A 17,374-nucleotide genomic window follows, 5' to 3' on the forward strand; every position below is an offset into this window, starting at 1 on the left:
ACACTCCCCACCCAGGAGACAGCATGCGACTTCGCACACGCGGCATCGGCACTCCCGGCCGCACCGGCAGACGCCGCGGCCGGAGGTCCACCACCCGGTCCGCCACCCTCGCAGGCCTGCTGGCACTCGCCGTGGCGGTGCCCTTCACGGCGACCGCATCCCCGGCACCGGAGCCCGCGGGCTCCGCGACCGCCGCGGCCGACGGGCAGACCCGCCAGTACGAGATCCACGGCCCGTCGACCGTCGCCGAGCGCACGGCCGTCGCGGCCACCGGCGTCTCGATCGACGAGGTCCACGACCACACGGTCGTCGTCAGCGCCGACGCCGGCCAGGCCGAGCGGCTCCGCGCGCTCGGCCACGACCTCGAAGCGCTGCCCGCGCCACCGTCCCGCAGGGCGGCGGGCGCCTCGGCCGAGCCGTTCGACTTCCCCTCCGCGGACTCCCGGTACCACAACTACGCCGAGATGAACGCGGAGATCGACCAGCGCATCGCGGCCCACCCGGACATCATGAGCAAGCGGGTGATCGGCAAGTCCTACCAGGGCCGCGACATCATCGCCGTCAAGATCAGCGACAACGTCGGCAGCGACGAGGACGAGCCCGAGGTCCTCTTCACCCACCACCAGCACGCCCGTGAGCACCTCACGGTGGAGATGGCCCTCTACCTGCTGCGTGAGCTCGGCGACGACTACGGCTCGGACTCCCGGATCACCAACGCCGTCAACAGCCGGGAGATCTGGATCGTGCCGGACCTCAACCCGGACGGCGGCGAGTACGACATCGCCACCGGTTCCTACCGCAGCTGGCGCAAGAACCGCCAGCCCAACTCAGGGTCGTCGGCCGTCGGTACGGACCTGAACCGCAACTGGGACTACAAGTTCGGCTGCTGCGGCGGCTCCTCCGGCTCCCCCGGCTCGGAGACCTACCGCGGCCGGGCCGCCGAGTCGGCCCCCGAGGTGAAGGTCGTCGCCGACTTCGTGCGCTCCCGCGTCGTCGGGGGCAAGCAGCAGATCACGGCGGGCATCGACTTCCACACCTACAGCGAACTGGTGCTCTGGCCGTACGGCTACACCAAGGCCGACACGGCCCCCGGCATGACCCAGGACGACCACGACGCCTTCGCCACCGTCGGCCGGAAGATGGCCGCGAGCAACGGCTACACCCCCGAGCAGTCGAGCGACCTGTACATCACGGACGGGTCGATCGACGACTGGCTGTGGGGCAGCCAGAAGATCTTCGGCTACACCTTCGAGCTGTACCCGAGGAGCTTCATCGGCGGCGGTTTCTACCCGCCCGACGAGGTGATCGAGCGGGAGACGAGCCGCAACCGCGACGCGGTGCTGCAACTGGTGGAGAACGCGGACTGTATGTACCGGTCGATCGGCAAGGAACAGCAGTACTGCTCCTGAACCGTGCGGTGCCGTCCGAGCGGGCGGCACCGGCGCAGGCCCGGCGGTTCCCGCCGGGCCTGCGCCCGTTCCCCCTCCTGGACGCCGCGGCCCCGGCGCCCCGCCGAGCCCGGTCGGCGTACCCGCCTCTTCCACGGCCCGCGCGGCTGCCGTCCGGCCGGACGGGGGATGACATGTCCGCCGGCCGTCGCCGTCGAGGACGTGCGTCGAGGCGGTTTGCGTACGGCCGCGTGCGCTCCGGGCGCGGACCTCGTACGCGAGGGCGGGTACGCGACGAGGGGCCCGCCGGCGGGACCGCTCACACGACACCACCGGCCGCTGCGGCTGCCCGGTCACCCTGACGCGCCCACGGCGATCGCGGCCTGGTCTGATGGGTCCACCACCCCGGCACCGGCCGGGATGCCGGACAGTCCGAGCGTGCTGGGCGACGCAGCGTGGCCCAGCACGCGACAGCATGCCGAGGAGGCACGCCATGCCCGCCGACAACACCGTCGAAGGCCTCGACCGGCTCGCCCGCGAGACCGTCGACCACCGCTTCAAGGCGCTCCCCCCGGACGCCGAGGGCCTCACGGTCGGCGAGCTGGCCGCCCAGCGGCGCAACCTCTTCACCGGTGGCTTCACCACTCCCGTACTCGCCCTCTCCGCGGAGTCCCTGGAGCACAACCTCGCGCTGCTGGAGAGCTACGCCGAGCGCCACGGCCTCGCGTTCGCCCCGCACGGCAAGACCTCCATGTCGCCGCAGCTGTTCGCCCGCCAGCTGGAGCGCGGGGCCTGGGGCATCACCGCCGCCGTCCCGCACCAGCTCCGCGTCTACCGCGCCCACGGGATCCGGCGCGTCTTCCTCGCCAACGAACTCGTCGACCCGGTGGCGCTGCGCTGGCTCGCCGGTGAGCTGGAGCGGGACCCGGACTTCCGGTTCATCTGCTACGTCGACTCCGTGCGCGGCGTGGAGCTGATGGACGAGGCGCTGCGCGGCGCCGCCAGGCCCGTGGACGTCGTGGTCGAACTCGGCGCCGGCGAGGGCGCGCGCACCGGTGCCCGCAGCGACGCCGACTGCACCGCCGTCGCCGGGGCGGTCGCCGCAGCGACGAACCTGCGGCTGGTCGGTGTCGCGGGCTACGAGGGCGAGGTCCCGGACGCGACGCCCGAGCGGGTGCGCGACTGGCTGCACCGGCTCGTCTCACTGGCCGTCACCCTCGACCGGGACGGCCGCTTCGCGGCCACGGACGAGATCGTGGTCAGCGCCGGGGGCAGCGCCTGGTTCGACACGGTCGCCGAGGTGTTCGCGGAGCTTCCCGAACTGTCCCGCCCGGTGCTCAGGCTGCTGCGCTCCGGTGCGTACGTCTCCCACGACGACGGCCACTACAGGCAGCTGACGCCGTTCAACCGGGTGCCCGAAGAGGGCGCGCTGGAGCCCGCGTTCCGGCTCTGGGCCCAGGTCGTTTCCCGGCCCACCGGGCAGCAGGCGTTCGCCAACGCGGGCAAGCGCGACGCCGCGTACGACCTCGACCTCCCCGAGGCCCAGGTCGTCCGGGACGCCCGCGACGGGTCGGTGCGCCCGGCCGCCGGCATCACCGTCACCGGGCTGTCGGACCAGCACGCCTGGCTGCGGACGGACGAGGACGCGGACCTGGAGGTCGGGGACTGGGTCGGGATGGGCCTGTCCCACCCGTGCACGTCGTTCGACAAGTGGCAGCTGATCCCGGTCGCCGAGGCGGACGGCACGGTCACCGACTACATCCGCACCTTCTTCTGATCCACCTTACGAACCACCCGCCGGCCCTTCGGCCTGCGTCCCGCACGCGCTGATCGACGGCACGTTCCGGCATGGCGAACGACCCCCTCACACGTGCGGGAGCTCCCGACGCAGGACACCCGCGCCCTCGTCGACGCGCGACGGGCAAGGCAGAAGGGGCACGTTCGCCGCCCCGGACCCGACAGGCGCGGTGCCGGGGCGGCCGTGCCGGGCGGCTACTTGAGGTAGACGAGGCCGTCGGTGGTGATGGTGGGACGGCCGCTGGTGCCGACGACGATCTTGATGGTGTGTTTGGCGCTGGTGGTCCAGGTCTTGGTCCAGATCGCGTCTCGGTACTTGGTGGTGGACGACTTCAGGTCGACCGTGGCGGCCTTGACGCCGTCGACGTAGACGTACGCCTGTCCGGAGCCGGAGGCACGGGAGACCACCCAGGCCGCGGACCGGCCGGTGAAGGTCCAGGTCAGGCTCGCGTTCTTGGCGGAGCTGGAGTAGGACTTGCCGCCCAGGTAGCTGGTGGACGACTTGGCGGCCCAAGTGCCGGACCGGGTGGCGGAGGTCTCCTGGAGGATCACCGGTGTTCCCGCGACGGAGGCGGCGGTGGTGTTGCCGGCCTGGTCGTAGGCGGTCACGGACCAGGTGGTCGCCGCACCCGACTTCGCCGTCCTGATTCTGGGCAGCAGACTCCGGATTCCTGTCACAGGTCGATATCGATCATGGAATGCCGGGCTCAAAACTGCCTGGACATAGGTCAGTTGGGACAGTTTGGGACCTTTCTTGATCTCTGTACGGTGGCAACGTCACGATCGGCTACTACGCCAACGACCTCGCCCACCAGCAGACCGCGAACGGCAAACGCCAGACCTGGCAGCTCGACGCCGCCATGCGCTTCCGCTCCTGGAAGGTCGAAACCGGCAGCGGCAGCAACTGGACGCAGGAGCAGTCCAAGCTCAACCACTACGACGGCGACGGCGACAACCCCCGCTGGATCGTCGAGGACACCACCACCGGCGCCCTGACCCGCAACGTCGAGTCCGCCACCGGTGACCTCGCCGCGACCACCGGCAAGACCGGCGACACCGTCCTCCAACTCACCGCCATCCACGGCGACGTGGCCCTCCAGCTTCCGCTGGACACCAGCAAGGCCCCCGTCGCCCTCGACAACGACGAGTACGGCGACCCCCGTGCCGGCCAGGCGGCCACCCGCTACAACCGGCTCGGCGCCAAGCAGCGCTCCACCGAGACCCTCACCGGCCTCACCCTCATGGGCGTCCGCCTCTACAACCCGGCCACCGGCCGCTTCCTCTCCATGGACCCGGTCTACGGAGGTAACGCAAACGCCTACGAGTACGTAAACGCCGACCCCATCAACCGCTACGACCTCGACGGCAAGTGGGGCTGGTTCAAGAAGAAGTGGAAGGGATTCAGGAAGAGTAGGGTCGGACGCTGGGTCCATCGCCACCGCGTGGGACTCGCAGCAGGCGCAGCGGGCATCGGCTGCGGACTCATCTCGATGGGGCTGGCCGGCACTGCCTGCGCCGTGGCTGCAGGCATGATCGCAGCCGGGGCCGCCAAGAAGCTGGGAAACCGCCGGGCTTCCTGGGGCTCGGTGGACCGGGCAGCACTCTATGGCGGCGGCGTGGCCTCCCTGGGCTGGGGCCTCAGCGCGGGAACGCGCTACGGGGCTGGCCGGGCGCTGGTTCGCTGGGCTCCTCTTGGCGGTCGGCACACCAAGCGGTGGACCTCGCATCGAAGATCACGTTCGTGGCGCTGGTGACCGCACTGTCAAGTAGCTACTCCACGCTCGGCGTACGCATTCAGAAGGAATGCGGATGATCGGTGGCGGTGTGTGAGATGTGCTGATCAGGCGGGCTGTGCGATGGGGGGGCATCCAGAGGTTGCCTGTGAAGGCGCGGTGGATGGCCTCGAAGGCGCTCAGCCCGTGCTTGCGGGCGGAGTCAAGGTAGGAGCGCACGGCGAGCCAGGCCGTGGCGCCGTCGGCGGACTGATGACAGCCGGAGATCTTCAGCTGGTCTTGACCGGACGCAGGGCCCGTTCGCCGCAGTTGTTGGTGAAGGGGACCTGCCGGGGGTCGTCGGCGAACCGGAGCACAGCGTGCGCCTGGTCCCGCAGACGTTCCAGAAGGTTGCGGGCGGTGGACTGTTCTCGTTCCTCGGCGCGTGGGTGCTGAGAGAGGCCGACCGTGATGCCGTGGTGGAACGCTTTGAGATGCAGCAGCAGGGCGTCGGGGGTGATCTCGTCGGTCTGTCCGGAGCGCACGCGCAGGGCCTGGGTGTTCAGTCCGGCCAGGGCCCAGCGGATCTGCTGGTGCCACTTCTGGTCGGGGAAGTCCTCTTCGGTGGCGGTCAGTTCGCGGATCAGGTGGGTTCCGCACAGCTGATGGGTGCAGGAGCCGTATCCGGCGTACAGGGACAGTGAGTCGTGGACCAGGACGCCCCGGTAGTGCGGGAGCACGCCGCCGGCATCGGCTCCGGCACGCGAGCGCGGGGCGAGGTGAAACGGGGTGAGGAAGTCGGTGCAGGCCACGTGGAGCCAGCGCCGGGTGGTGCCGATGCGGGTGGTGGTCTCATCCGCATGGAGCACGTGTCCCATGATCAGCAGGGCACGGATCAGGTTCAGGGAGTCTTCGACCAGGCTGGCGGCCTCGGGCAGCAGAGAGCCGACCCAGCCGGTGGAGACCCCGGCACCGGTCACGTCCCGGATCAGCTGGGCGGTCCGCTCGACGGGAATGTGCTGGAAGACCAGCAGGTAGACGGCCAGGGCAGGCAGGTTGGGGCCGTAGGAGGAGGGCGATCCCGCGAGCTGTTCGGGCATCGGCGAGGCGGTCACCGTCCCGCACGTGCACCGGCAGCGATGGGCCCGGTGCTCGGTCACCTTCACCGTGGTCAGCGGGGTGTCACGGACCTGACGGCGCTCGAAGCCGATGCTGTCGTCCTCGCCCAGCGCCCGGCCGCACCCGGTGCAGGCCGCTGGAATGCGGTCCTCGGTGGCATCGGGGTCAGCGACCATGCACAGCCCGGATCCGTCGGCACCCGGCTGGCGTCCCCGCTTGCGGCCGCTCTTCGGTACCGGCTTCTTCTCCGGCCGGCCGAAGGTGTCCGAGGACGGTGGCATCGAGGAGTTCCCCGAGTTCCGGCCAAGCCGCCGCTCCAGCTCCGCCACCCGCGCCGTCAGCCGCTCATTCGCCGCGGCCAGCTCCTCGTTCTGTCGCTGGAGCAGCCCGATCACCGTGAGGAGGTCCTCACGCGATGCAGACTCCCACCCCGACGACATGACCACGGATCCTGCCGCACCCACCCGCAACCTGTCACATCGTCAGACAGCGAAGCCCATCACGACCTGCTGAATGCTTACTCTCAATGACCAGAGTGGGCACGTTCGCGGGCTTGATCCAGCTCTCGCCGTTGATCCAACCGCCGCCTTCCGGCCTCCACATGGGCTGCTGAAGATCGGCCCATCGGCCACCGCCAACTCACATCACCCGAGTTACACCGCTGGCTGGACAGACGCTGGTGGAGGCGCCTGGGAGGGCGTCCCCACCAGCTGCCCATGGCAGTGAAGCTGTCAGGCCCAGGGGTCGAAGGGGATTCCGCTGGGCTTCCCACCGGCGAGAGTGTTCCGGAAGCGATCGTCCTTGTCGCTGATCTTGATGCTCGGACCTCCGAAGTCGGAATTCATGAGTTTCGTGCGCAGCTCGTTGCTGGGCCAATCGTCGTAGCCGAGGAGCGTGGGCAACTGCCACTGGTGGTAGTCGTTCTCTGGTGGATCGTCATTGACGGTGGCGAGCCGGAAGAAGTGTGTCAGCGCACCGTCCTTGTGGTAGACGACCTTGGGATGTGTCCCTACGAAGAGAACCTGCGAACGCGGGTAGGTTACGACCTTTCCGTGCTGGGTCGTCGAGACGTACTCCACCCGAAGGGTCGACTGACTCACCCAGACGATGACGTCCTCCCAGTCGTGCCGGTGCCCTCCGAGGGCGCTGCCCCACACAGCCTGGTCCTTCTCGAAGTAGCTTGAGTACATGATGGCGCACCAGCCGTTGTTGCACTTCGAGCGGGAGTAGGTTTGGGCGTTGTCAAGGTCGGACTTGTCGTGGCAGTTGCTGCTGATCGTACCCATGGGCCGCAAACCGGGATTGAGGTTTCCGTCCTTATCAATGGCGGTGGCGGCGTAGCAGCCGTCGCCATCGTAGTCGTAAGCCGGCTGGTACCGGTATTCTTCGTATGACCCGCTCATGTCCAGGGGCTGCAGCTGATCAGCAGAGGCTGACGACGCGGGAAGCAGGACTGCTAGGGCCGTGGCACCAAGTACGGCTGCGATGCGGGAGTTCCTTCGGCGCTTGGAGCGCTTACGTGCCGGGGAAGGAACCACAGACTGTATCGACCTTGGATTCCTGTTGGCCTTGCGGTTACTCATACTTGCGACCCATTCCTTCTCTCTTGTGACTTGCCCTCGCTCGTAGGGCCCGACAACGCATCAGATAGGTTGGCTGGTAGCGATTCGGCACAACGGACGGAGTTTGGTTGCTGCCCCCTCAGACCGGGCGCACCGTTCCCGATGCGTATCGGCTGAACTGGAGGCTCGATCGTGCCATTACTTGCCCTTGATCGTCGCCGGTGTCCTCTGAGTTGGCCGATTGTCTTCCTGGCTGCCTTCGCTGCCAAGGCCGAAGCAAGATAGGCATCGCGGATCACTTATTGAAGGTTCTTTATTTTTGATTCGCCGGTGAGAGTACTGGTTCAGGTCATGTCCCGATCGGCGGCGCATTGAAGCACCGCGCCGCCAGATGGACATGGTTGACTCAAAAGCGTCGGTGAGTGGTCTTGAGAAGCCGCTGTCTTAGACGCGAGGGTCGAGCAGGGTAAGCATTCAGCAGGTCGTGATGGGCTTCGCTGTCTGACGATGTGACAGGTTGCGGGTGGGTGCGGCAGGATCCGTGGTCATGTCGTCGGGGTGGGAGTCTGCATCGCGTGAGGACCTCCTCACGGTGATCGGGCTGCTCCAGCGACAGAACGAGGAGCTGGCCGCGGCGAATGAGCGGCTGACGGCGCGGGTGGCGGAGCTGGAGCGGCGGCTTGGCCGGAACTCGGGGAACTCCTCGATGCCACCGTCCTCGGACACCTTCGGCCGGCCGGAGAAGAAGCCGGTACCGAAGAGCGGCCGCAAGCGGGGACGCCAGCCGGGTGCCGACGGATCCGGGCTGTGCATGGTCGCTGACCCCGATGCCACCGAGGACCGCATTCCAGCGGCCTGCACCGGGTGCGGCCGGGCGCTGGGCGAGGACGACAGCATCGGCTTCGAGCGCCGTCAGGTCCGTGACACCCCGCTGACCACGGTGAAGGTGACCGAGCACCGGGCCCATCGCTGCCGGTGCACGTGCGGGACGGTGACCGCCTCGCCGATGCCCGAACAGCTCGCGGGATCGCCCTCCTCCTACGGCCCCAACCTGCCTGCCCTGGCCGTCTACCTGCTGGTCTTCCAGCACATTCCCGTCGAGCGGACCGCCCAGCTGATCCGGGACGTGACCGGTGCCGGGGTCTCCACCGGCTGGGTCGGCTCTCTGCTGCCCGAGGCCGCCAGCCTGGTCGAAGACTCCCTGAACCTGATCCGTGCCCTGCTGATCATGGGACACGTGCTCCATGCGGATGAGACCACCACCCGCATCGGCACCACCCGGCGCTGGCTCCACGTGGCCTGCACCGACTTCCTCACCCCGTTTCACCTCGCCCCGCGCTCGCGTGCCGGAGCCGATGCCGGCGGCGTGCTCCCGCACTACCGGGGCGTCCTGGTCCACGACTCACTGTCCCTGTACGCCGGATACGGCTCCTGCACCCATCAGCTGTGCGGAACCCACCTGATCCGCGAACTGACCGCCACCGAAGAGGACTTCCCCGACCAGAAGTGGCACCAGCAGATCCGCTGGGCCCTGGCCGGACTGAACACCCAGGCCCTGCGCGTGCGCTCCGGACAGACCGACGAGATCACCCCCGACGCCCTGCTGCTGCATCTCAAAGCGTTCCACCACGGCATCACGGTCGGCCTCTCTCAGCACCCACGCGCCGAGGAACGAGAACAGTCCACCGCCCGCAACCTTCTGGAACGTCTGCGGGACCAGGCGCACGCTGTGCTCCGGTTCGCCGACGACCCCCGGCAGGTCCCCTTCACCAACAACTGCGGCGAACGGGCCCTGCGTCCGGTCAAGACCAGCTGAAGATCTCCGGCTGTCATCAGTCCGCCGACGGCGCCACGGCCTGGCTCGCCGTGCGCTCCTACCTTGACTCCGCCCGCAAGCACGGGCTGAGCGCCTTCGAGGCCATCCACCGCGCCTTCACAGGCAACCTCTGGATGCCCCCCCATCGCACAGCCCGCCTGATCAGCACATCTCACACACCGCCACCGATCATCCGCATTCCTTCTGAATGCGTACCGCTCGGCAGGACTGGCCGCCCGACAAGGGCGGCCAGTCCAAGATTGGAGAATCATGAAGAATCAAGCGAAACGAACTTCACGAGCCGCATTCTGGTCCGGCGTGATCGTGTTCGGACTTGGGGTCGCAGCGTCCTTGCTGTACGGACATCAGGACGGTGAGCGACTCTTCTTCTGCTCCACCATAATCCTCGCGATTGCCTGGCAGATCGAGCGGAGGTCGGATGACTGATCCGATCAGGCGTGCTCGCGCAGCCATCAGAACTCTTGACCGAATTGCCGGAGGCGACCTACCGCCGACCGCAGTGCAGCGATTCGCAGCACAACATCTCCTGCTCATCGGGCTTTTCGTGTCCGGACTTTTCCTCCCGCTCGCCATCCTGGTTTCCTCAGGAGATGTTGCGACTGACACGCTGCTGACGTCGATTCTCTTCAGCGTCGCCATGGGAGGGGTATTCACAGCCACCGCTTACGCGGAGAGGAATCGCCAGCGAGGCTTGAAGAGCACCCGCTGAACGAACGGCACCCACAAGGCCACAGTATCGGCGAGTATCCGCCCGGCGTCCGACGAGTTCAACGCTGACCGAAGGGGTTCGCCGTCCGCGCCCCATCTATGCGGTCGAATGCCTGCCTCGATTCGCCGGCGGCTCCGCCCACCTGACCGGGGACGCCCTGCTCTGTGCCAACCTCGTCGATCGACTGAGAGAGGAGAGTCAGCGCCATGTGGGATGGCTGTACCCCGGTCCTGGGCGCGGAGCCCGACCCGCCCCGACGGGAGATCACCGGCTGGGAGCTTCCGGGCATCGGGGAGATGGACCTCGAGTCGGAGGGCTACCGCATGTCGGTGCTTCCCGCGGACGGCTCCCTGCGTATCGAGCTGGCGTTCTCCGCTGCCTACGCGGAGTCCGAGTCGGCGCCGTACCGGCCGCTCGGGCCCGTGTCGCTGATCCTGCACGGCGTGCACTCCATCAGCATGGACACCCCCGGAGCCCCGGCCGACCCGCTGTGGAAGCGGGTACTGCGCGGCGACTCCCAGGACGAGTTGCTCCGCATGGCCTGGGACGAGCAGGAGGACGTCCTGTACATGAGCGACGGCGGCACGGTCCTGACCTGCCGGGGCGGCACCTGGCACTGGCAGTTCGCCGGCCGGGCCGCGGACCGGTAGGGGCTGTACCGTCAGGTCGGTCCGCCGGAGCCGGTGAGCCGGGGCCGACGGTGGTACCGCGAGCCGGACAGCACCGATCGGGTGAACGCCGCGCGGATTCGACGCCCTGCACCGTCTCGCCGGGTTTAGCTTTCGCTAAACTCGGCGAGAGGCGGCACATACGTGGCGGAGCACTGGGACGTCTATCTGACGAGCGAGGTGGATCAATGGCTCAACGACCTGGAGAAGGCGGATCCCACGTCGTACGTGCAGGTCAACCAAGCCATCTGGGTCCTCGCCTGCAACGGGCCCGCCGAAGGGCGGCCGCTGGTGGACCGGGTCAAGGGATCCGTTCTGCACAATCTCAAGGAGCTGCGCCCCGGCTCGGCGGGTCGCAGCGAAGTCCGCATCCTGTTCATGTTCGATCCCTGGCGCTCGTCGGTCCTGCTGGTCGCAGGCGACAAGGCAGGTGACTGGAACGCCTGGTACGCCAGGACGATCCCCTTGGCAGAACGCCTGTACGCGGAGTACGTAACCGCCCGCACGGAGGAGCTGGAACGGTGACCGGACGGATCAAGTGGTCGGCGAGTGGACACCGCGAGCGTGCCGAAGAGCTCGCGGGCGGCCACGACGCCTTCGCACGAGGGGCCGAGCGGCTGCTGGCGGAGGCCCGCGCATGGCGGCTCACCGAGATGCGGGAGGAACGCGGCTACACCCAGGCGCAGGTCGCCGAGCGCATGGGCGTGAGCAAGGGACGCGTGTCGCAGATCGAGAGCGGACAGGTGTCTGGGACCGACATCATGGCGCGCTACATCCAGGCGCTCGGAGGCAGCCTGATGCTGGTGGCGGTCTTCGACGACGGCGACCTGCGCAAGGTCGGGTGAAGACGGGCGGGCGCACGCCACAGCGGCACCACCGGCAGGGCGCCCCCGTGTCCACGCCCTGATCGACGGCACCTTGGTTCATCGAGGACGGGAAACGGACGGACATCCTGGCGGGACGATCGCCCCGCCGGGGCCGGGGAGTACCGGACTCGCGGGGCGTCGGCGCAGGGCGACGAGCGCCACCGCGCAGGCGAGCGCCCCCAGCACGAAGCCGTACGGCGGGGTGTGCCCCGAGGGCGCGGTCTCGTACACCAGCCCGGCGGAGAGCACCATCAGCACCCGGACGACCGGGGAGTTCCGAGCGGGTACCGTCGCGGCGACGGCCACCGTACCCCACAGCAGGTACCACGGCTGCACCATCGGTGAGAGCGCCACCAGCGCCAGCAGCGACAGCCCCAGGCCGTACACGGGATCGAGGGGCCGGCGGTCGCGCCACGGGAGCACCGTCCGGAAGGCGAGGAAGACGATCAGCGCGAGCGCGGCGGCGAGGCCGATCGTCTGCACCGCGCCCTTCACGGCGCCGAGTTCGGCACCCGCGAGGGCCCGCGCGGCGAGCCCCGCGCCCTGGCCCAGGTCACTGGTGATCGACAGGGGTGTGTGTATGGTCCCGGCGACGCTCTGCGTCCGCAGCCAGCCGAAGCCGGTGCCGCCGAGCAGCGAGGCGGCGGCCACGACGGCGGCGGCCACCAGCCCGGGGCCGGGCATGGCCTTCACCACGCGCCGCACCAGGGGCCCTTCGCCCCGGCGCACCGCGATCAGCCCGATGAAGAGCAGGGCGAGCGCCGCCGGGGACTTGATCATCACGGCGAGGGCGACGACCGCACTGCCCGTCAGCGGCCTCCCGCGCAACGCCAGCAGGACCCCGGTCAGCATGAGGCCGATCATCAGGCCGTCGTTGTGCGCGCCGCCGACGACGTGCAGCAGCAGGAGCGGGTTGAGGACGGCCAGCCACAGCGCCCGGCGCTCGTCCGCCCCGCACTCGACGGCCAGACCGCGCACCGCCCACACGATGAGGAGGAGCGCGGCGACGGCGACCAGCCGCATCCCGAGCACGGCGGGCACGACGGTGCCGCCCGTACCCCACACCACGGCCTTCGCCAGCAGCAGGAACACCGGACCGTACGGCGCCGGGGTGTCCGTCCAGTGACCTCCGACGCTCGCCGCCGCGTCGGCGCCGAGCGAGTCCGGGCCGAGCACCGACGGCCCGTGGCTGTACACGTCGTGGCCCTCGAGGACCATCGCTCCCTGGGCGATGTAGCTGTAGACGTCGGCACTGTGGAGCGGTGGCGCGAGGACGAACGGCGCGGCCCACCAGCCGAGGGTGACGAGGGCGTGCCGGACACCGGGCCCCTTGCCGCCGTCGCCGTCGCCGTCCCTGGCCCTGTCGCCGTCGCCGTCGCCGTCGCGCAGCCTGCCGTACGCCCACCAGGCCAGCACCAGCAGCGTCAGCCCGGCGTACGCGAGGACGGCGCCCGCCGTGGTCACCGCGGATCCGTACGTACCCCACAGCCCCCACGGCTCGCGCACCGGAAGGGCTCCGGCGACCGTGCCCCCGGCCGCCACGGCCAGCGCCCCGGCCGTTCCCAGCCGGCGCGCGCCGGCCGCACTCCGCATCCACATGAGCAGCAGGTCCGTCCCCACCAGGTCTGCCGGCCGGCGCCGGGTCGCAGCCGGGTCACGCAGCCGGGTCACAAGGACTGCCGAGCCTACAGCGCCCTTCCCCGCAGGGTCGGCTGGCCGTTCACGGGCCGTTCGCGGGGCCGCTCAGCGGGCGTGGAGCATGTACGTGTTCTCCAGCTCGTCCTGCACGACGGTGGCCTTCTTGTCCGCCGTCCGCACGTGCATGTCCTCGTCCGGCGTGTGGGTGCGGAACCGCCAGCCGTCCGGCAACCGCAACCGCTCGCCGAGGGAGGCCAGGGAGTCCATCGTCTGGCCCGGGTCCACGGTGTGCGAGTACGCCTGCAGCACGAACGTCCGGCCGTCGGAGTCCTCGAGCGCGTACACGGGCCTGCCGGCCTTCAGCACGTACTCGGTGTCCCGGTCCACGGTGGTGGTCACGTAGTGCTTCCTGCCCGCACCGGCGGAGACGTCGACGTCCGGCGGGATACGGACATCGGCGGCCCAGCGGGCCTGAAGGCCGTCGAACTTCTCGACGTCGCCCCAGTTGTAGGTGGTGACCTCGTCGATCGTCCAGAACCGGGGGCCGTTCAGGAGGACGGCGGGGACGCCGAACCGCGCGGCCAAGGCTCCGGCGTCCAGCGCGTTCCACTTGTCGGGGGGGCAGTCGTTGAGGCCGTAGGTGTTGTAGACGGCGCCCTTGAGGCCGCCGTTCCCGTCCGGCGAGATCAGCACGACCTCGCCGTACCGCTCGTCGCGCATGCCGCTCAGGTGCCGGGAACGCTTCGCCGGGTCGGACATGGCTCCTCCTTGTCACGGCCCGTCGTCCACGGCTGCGGGAACCGTGGCGGCGGGCCGGGGCCCGCCGAGAGGCGGGCCCGGGTCGTGACGCGCGTCGTCCACTCCCTCCAGATCAGCACACCCGGAACGCCCCCGCACGCCGTCGCCGATCTCGAACCACACCGTCTTCCCGATGCCGCATGCCCGCGGGTGGGCACCCCAGGCGTCCGCGAGCGCCGCGACCAGCGCGAGTCCGCGCCCCGACTCGTCGTCGGGTGCGGCGGTACGCGGGCACGGCAGCACATCGCTCGCGTCCGACACCTCGACCCGCAGCACGCCGTCGCCGCCCAGCACGCACCGGGCCCGCACCTCACGGCCCGGCGGGACGCGGGCGTGCCGGCAGGCGTTCGTCACCAGCTCACCGAGCAGCAGCACGGCCGTCTCGGTCAGGTCGTCGGGGAGCTTCCACTCCCGCGACTGCTCGGCCAGGAACGCACGAGCCCGGCCCGCGCTCCGCGGGCTGCGGGGCAGCCGCCACTCGATGTGCTGATTCATGGCTCATACGCTGCTGGCGCCGCCAGGGCCTGATGAAGTAACGACATGAGTACGCACGGTGGTTGTACCCGACGCGTACACCTGGGACGGGGAGGGCGACCATGACGGAGACCTGGCGGTACTGCGGCAACCAGATCAAACTGTGGCGGACGGAGGCGGGCGTCAGCCGCGAGGAGCTCGGCAAGGAGGCGAACTACGAGTACGAGACGGTCAAGTCGATGGAACAGGGGCGCCGCAAGCCGAGCGCCAGGCTGCTCCAGGTCGCGGACCAGATGTGCGGGGCGCAGGGGAAGCTGCTGGCGGCGCTGGAGTTCCTGAAGCCGGAGCCGTTTCCGGCACGGGCCAAGGAGTTCATGGCCATCGAGGCGGAGGCGGTCTCCAGGCACGCTTACGACGCGCTCCTGATCCCGGGGCTGCTCCAGACCGAGGAGTACGCGCGGGCGTTGATCCGCGAGAGCCATCCGCCGCTGGACGACGAGACGGTCGAGGAGCGGGTGCGCGCACGACTGCAACGCCAGGAGGCGCTGACGCGGAGGTCCGGCACGGTCTTCGGTTTCGTGCTCAACGAAGCGAGTCTGCGGACGATGGTCGGAGGTGAGAAGGCGATGAAGGGGCAGCTGGAGCACATCCTGGAGGCGGGCGAACCGCGCAACGTATCGGTGCAGGTCCTGCCCCGCGGCAGATGCAACGGCCTGGCGCTCAACGGCTCGATGGTCCTGCTGGAGACCGCCGAGCACGACCGCTACGCCTATGTCGAGGCGCCGAAGACCAGCGCGCTCCACTCGGATCCCTGCACCGTCAGTGCGCTGACCGAGGCGCATGGAATGATCCGCATGCAGGCCCTCGGCAGCGGGGAGTCGGCGGACTTCATCAGGCAAGTGGCGGAGGAGCTATGAGCGACATACTCACGTGGTTCAAATCCAGCTACAGCGACAGCGAGGGCGGCGACTGCGTCGAGGTCGCCCTGGAATGGCGCAAGTCCAGCCACAGCGATGACCAGGGCGGCGCCTGCGTCGAAGTCGCCCTCGATTGGCGCAAGTCCAGTCACAGCGACAGCCAGGGCGGCGACTGCGTCGAGATGGCCGCCTGCCCCCACAGCGTCCACGTCCGTGACTCCAAGCTCGGCGAGGACGGCCCGCGCTTCGCCGTCGCCGGTGCCGCGTGGACCCGCTTCCTCGGCGGTGTCTCCGCATGACGACGAGCGCACGCGTGCCCGGCCCGGCCGGCCTGCCCTTATTAGGGTCGATGTTCGACCTCAAGCGGGACTCCCTCGGCACGTACCTCGCCGCCCGCCGGGCGCACGGCGACGTCGTCCGCTTCACCGCCGGGCCCCCGGGGCTGCGGATGGAGCTGTACGCGGTGTTCTCGGCGGAGGGCGCCCAGCAGGTGCTGGCGACCGACTCGGCCAACTTCCGCAAGGACAACGCCTTCTACCAGGAGGTCCGGGAGTCCTTCGGCAACGGACTGCTGACCAGCCAGGACGAGGACTACCTGCGGCAGCGGCGGCTCATGCAGCCGCTTTTCACCCGCCGCCGCGTGGACGGCTACGCCTCCGCCGTCACCGAGGAGACCGCCGGGCTCCTCGACCGCTGGGCCTCGGCCCCGGACGGCACGGTCGACGTCGTCGACGAGATGACGCGGCTGGCACTGCGGGCGGTGGCGCGCATCCTGTTCGGCACGGACGTCGAGGCGGCGGTTCCCGTCGTCGAGCGCTGCTTCCCGGTCATCGGCGACTACACGCTCCGGCGCGGGTACTCCCCCGTCAACCCGCCGCGCAGCTGGCCCACTCCGGACAACCGCCGGGCCGCGTCCGCGACGGAAGAGCTGTACGGGGTGTGCGACCGGATCATCGAGGAGCGCCGCGCGGAGGGGGACGCGGCGAAGGGCGACGACCTGCTGACCCTGCTCGCCCGGGCGGAGAGCTCCGAGGACGGGGCCCTGGACGCCTCCGAGATCCGGGACCAGGTGCTGATCTTCCTGCTCGCCGGGCACGAGACGACGGCCACCTCGCTGGCGTTCGCGCTCCATCTGCTCGCCCGGCACCCGGAGCAGCAGTCCCGGGCCCGTGCCGAGGCCGTGCGCATCCTGGGGGACCGCAGGCCCGAGGCGTACGACCTCGACGCGCTGCCGTACCTCACGCAGGTGCTGAAGGAGGCGATGCGGCTCTACCCGGCCGCTCCGGTCATCGGCCGCCGCGCGGTCGCGGACGCGGTGGTCGGCGGGCACACGATCCCGGCCGGTGCGGACGTGGTCGTGGCGCCGTGGGTGACGCACCGGCACCCCCGCTACTGGGAGGACCCGGACCGCTTCGACCCGGAGCGGTTCGCCCCGGGCGCGGACAAGGACCGTCCGCGCTACGCCTGGTTCCCGTTCGGCGGAGGGCCGCGCGCCTGCATCGGCCAGCACTTCTCGATGCTGGAGTCCGTGCTCGCGCTCGCCATGATCCTGCGCGGGTACGAACTGGAGGCGGTGGACGAGCGGGTCCCGGTCGACGCGGCGATCACCCTGCGCGCCAAGGGCCCGGCGCGCTGCCGGCTGCGGCCCACCGGGGGCGGGTGACGCCGGCGGGCCGAGGTCTGCCCGCCGGGCCGGCGGGTGTCCCGCTCCCTCGGTTTCGGACACGCCCGTCCGACGGAGTTCCGGGAGCGGCTCGGCCGGACGACGGGCGGCGGTGGAGGACGCGTCAGGGGCCGGTCGCTCGATGCGAGCGACCGGCCCCTGGTACGTCGCGTACCCGGCGAGCCGCAGCGGCGCGGTCTCCATGCCACCGGAGCCGGCCAGGGCA

General features: G+C 69.8%; 14 protein-coding genes and 2 pseudogenes. 10 read left to right on the plus strand and 6 right to left on the minus strand.

Features of this window, described 5'->3' with window-relative positions; translation table 11 throughout:
• Positions 1 to 23 precede the first annotated feature (23 nt).
• Both FEF34_RS13670 and FEF34_RS13675 read left to right on the plus strand, forming a co-directional pair.
• Positions 24 to 1,409 carry a M14 family metallopeptidase gene (locus tag FEF34_RS13670; RefSeq protein ID WP_138053443.1) on the plus strand — a complete coding sequence of 462 codons (1,386 nt, stop codon included), beginning with the start codon at positions 24 to 26 and terminating at the stop codon, positions 1,407 to 1,409.
• A gap of 472 nt (positions 1,410 to 1,881) precedes the next feature.
• Positions 1,882 to 3,165: an amino acid deaminase gene (locus tag FEF34_RS13675; RefSeq protein WP_138053444.1), complete on the plus strand. Its 1,284-nt coding sequence runs from the start codon at positions 1,882 to 1,884 to the stop codon at positions 3,163 to 3,165.
• 215 nt (positions 3,166 to 3,380) lie between these two features.
• Here the strand turns inward: FEF34_RS13675 and FEF34_RS13680 are convergent.
• Positions 3,381 to 3,830: pseudogene (locus tag FEF34_RS13680) on the minus strand (N-acetylmuramoyl-L-alanine amidase); the annotation flags it as partial.
• 125 nt (positions 3,831 to 3,955) lie between these two features.
• Here FEF34_RS13680 and FEF34_RS13685 point away from each other — a divergent pair.
• A pseudogene (locus FEF34_RS13685) lies at positions 3,956 to 4,939 on the plus strand (RHS repeat-associated core domain-containing protein); the annotation flags it as partial.
• Between the two features lie 248 nt (positions 4,940 to 5,187).
• On the opposite strand, the gene tnpC (FEF34_RS13690) reads toward FEF34_RS13685, so the two are convergent.
• Both tnpC (FEF34_RS13690) and FEF34_RS13695 read right to left on the minus strand, forming a co-directional pair.
• Positions 5,188 to 6,456 (minus strand): IS66 family transposase, encoded by a 1,269-nt coding sequence (gene tnpC / locus FEF34_RS13690; protein WP_138053445.1) that lies wholly within the window; start codon positions 6,454 to 6,456, stop codon positions 5,188 to 5,190.
• Positions 6,457 to 6,747: 291 nt separating this feature from the next.
• Positions 6,748 to 7,599, minus strand: a complete 852-nt coding sequence (locus FEF34_RS13695; protein WP_138053446.1) for an NPP1 family protein — start codon at positions 7,597 to 7,599, stop codon at positions 6,748 to 6,750.
• A 526-nt stretch (positions 7,600 to 8,125) separates the two neighbouring features.
• On the opposite strand from FEF34_RS13695, the gene tnpC (FEF34_RS13700) reads away from it, so the two are divergent.
• From tnpC (FEF34_RS13700) to FEF34_RS13715, 4 genes are all read left to right on the plus strand, one after another.
• Complete coding sequence (tnpC, locus tag FEF34_RS13700; RefSeq protein WP_138053445.1) at positions 8,126 to 9,394, plus strand: IS66 family transposase; 1,269 nt, start codon at positions 8,126 to 8,128, stop codon at positions 9,392 to 9,394.
• A 936-nt stretch (positions 9,395 to 10,330) separates the two neighbouring features.
• The gene (locus FEF34_RS13705) at positions 10,331 to 10,774 is read left to right on the plus strand and encodes a hypothetical protein (RefSeq protein WP_138053447.1); all 444 of its coding nucleotides are present in this window, start codon (positions 10,331 to 10,333) and stop codon (positions 10,772 to 10,774) included.
• 162 nt (positions 10,775 to 10,936) lie between these two features.
• Positions 10,937 to 11,317 (plus strand): type II toxin-antitoxin system RelE/ParE family toxin, encoded by a 381-nt coding sequence (locus FEF34_RS13710; RefSeq protein ID WP_138053448.1) that lies wholly within the window; start codon positions 10,937 to 10,939, stop codon positions 11,315 to 11,317.
• Positions 11,314 to 11,637 (plus strand): helix-turn-helix domain-containing protein, encoded by a 324-nt coding sequence (locus FEF34_RS13715; protein ID WP_138053449.1) that lies wholly within the window; start codon positions 11,314 to 11,316, stop codon positions 11,635 to 11,637. Before FEF34_RS13710 ends, FEF34_RS13715 begins: the two co-directional genes overlap by 4 nt.
• Positions 11,638 to 11,715: 78 nt before the next feature.
• Here the strand turns inward: FEF34_RS13715 and mptB are convergent, their stop codons facing one another.
• The 3 genes from mptB to FEF34_RS13730 all read right to left on the minus strand — a co-directional run bounded on the left by mptB (position 11,716) and on the right by FEF34_RS13730 (position 14,589).
• Positions 11,716 to 13,257, minus strand: coding sequence for a polyprenol phosphomannose-dependent alpha 1,6 mannosyltransferase MptB (mptB, locus tag FEF34_RS13720; RefSeq protein WP_138057468.1), 1,542 nt, complete (start codon positions 13,255 to 13,257; stop codon positions 11,716 to 11,718).
• A gap of 144 nt (positions 13,258 to 13,401) precedes the next feature.
• Positions 13,402 to 14,055: a hypothetical protein gene (locus tag FEF34_RS13725; protein WP_138053450.1), complete on the minus strand. Its 654-nt coding sequence runs from the start codon at positions 14,053 to 14,055 to the stop codon at positions 13,402 to 13,404.
• A gap of 12 nt (positions 14,056 to 14,067) precedes the next feature.
• Complete coding sequence (locus FEF34_RS13730; RefSeq protein ID WP_138053451.1) at positions 14,068 to 14,589, minus strand: ATP-binding protein; 522 nt, start codon at positions 14,587 to 14,589, stop codon at positions 14,068 to 14,070.
• A 101-nt stretch (positions 14,590 to 14,690) separates the two neighbouring features.
• On the opposite strand from FEF34_RS13730, the gene FEF34_RS13735 reads away from it, so the two are divergent.
• The 3 genes from FEF34_RS13735 to FEF34_RS13745 are packed head-to-tail and all read left to right on the plus strand — an operon-like array spanning position 14,691 to position 17,148.
• Positions 14,691 to 15,485, plus strand: coding sequence for a helix-turn-helix domain-containing protein (locus FEF34_RS13735; RefSeq protein WP_138053452.1), 795 nt, complete (start codon positions 14,691 to 14,693; stop codon positions 15,483 to 15,485).
• A complete protein-coding gene (locus FEF34_RS13740) occupies positions 15,482 to 15,784 on the plus strand; it encodes a DUF397 domain-containing protein (protein ID WP_138053453.1) in 303 nt (100 codons plus the stop codon). The genes FEF34_RS13735 and FEF34_RS13740 overlap by 4 nt, the downstream gene beginning before the upstream one ends.
• The gene (locus FEF34_RS13745; RefSeq protein WP_138053454.1) at positions 15,781 to 17,148 is read left to right on the plus strand and encodes a cytochrome P450; all 1,368 of its coding nucleotides are present in this window, start codon (positions 15,781 to 15,783) and stop codon (positions 17,146 to 17,148) included. Before FEF34_RS13740 ends, FEF34_RS13745 begins: the two co-directional genes overlap by 4 nt.
• Positions 17,149 to 17,374 lie beyond the last annotated feature (226 nt).

Source organism: Streptomyces marianii, assembly GCF_005795905.1.
In the GTDB taxonomy this organism is placed as follows: Bacteria; Actinomycetota; Actinomycetes; order Streptomycetales; family Streptomycetaceae; genus Streptomyces; species Streptomyces marianii.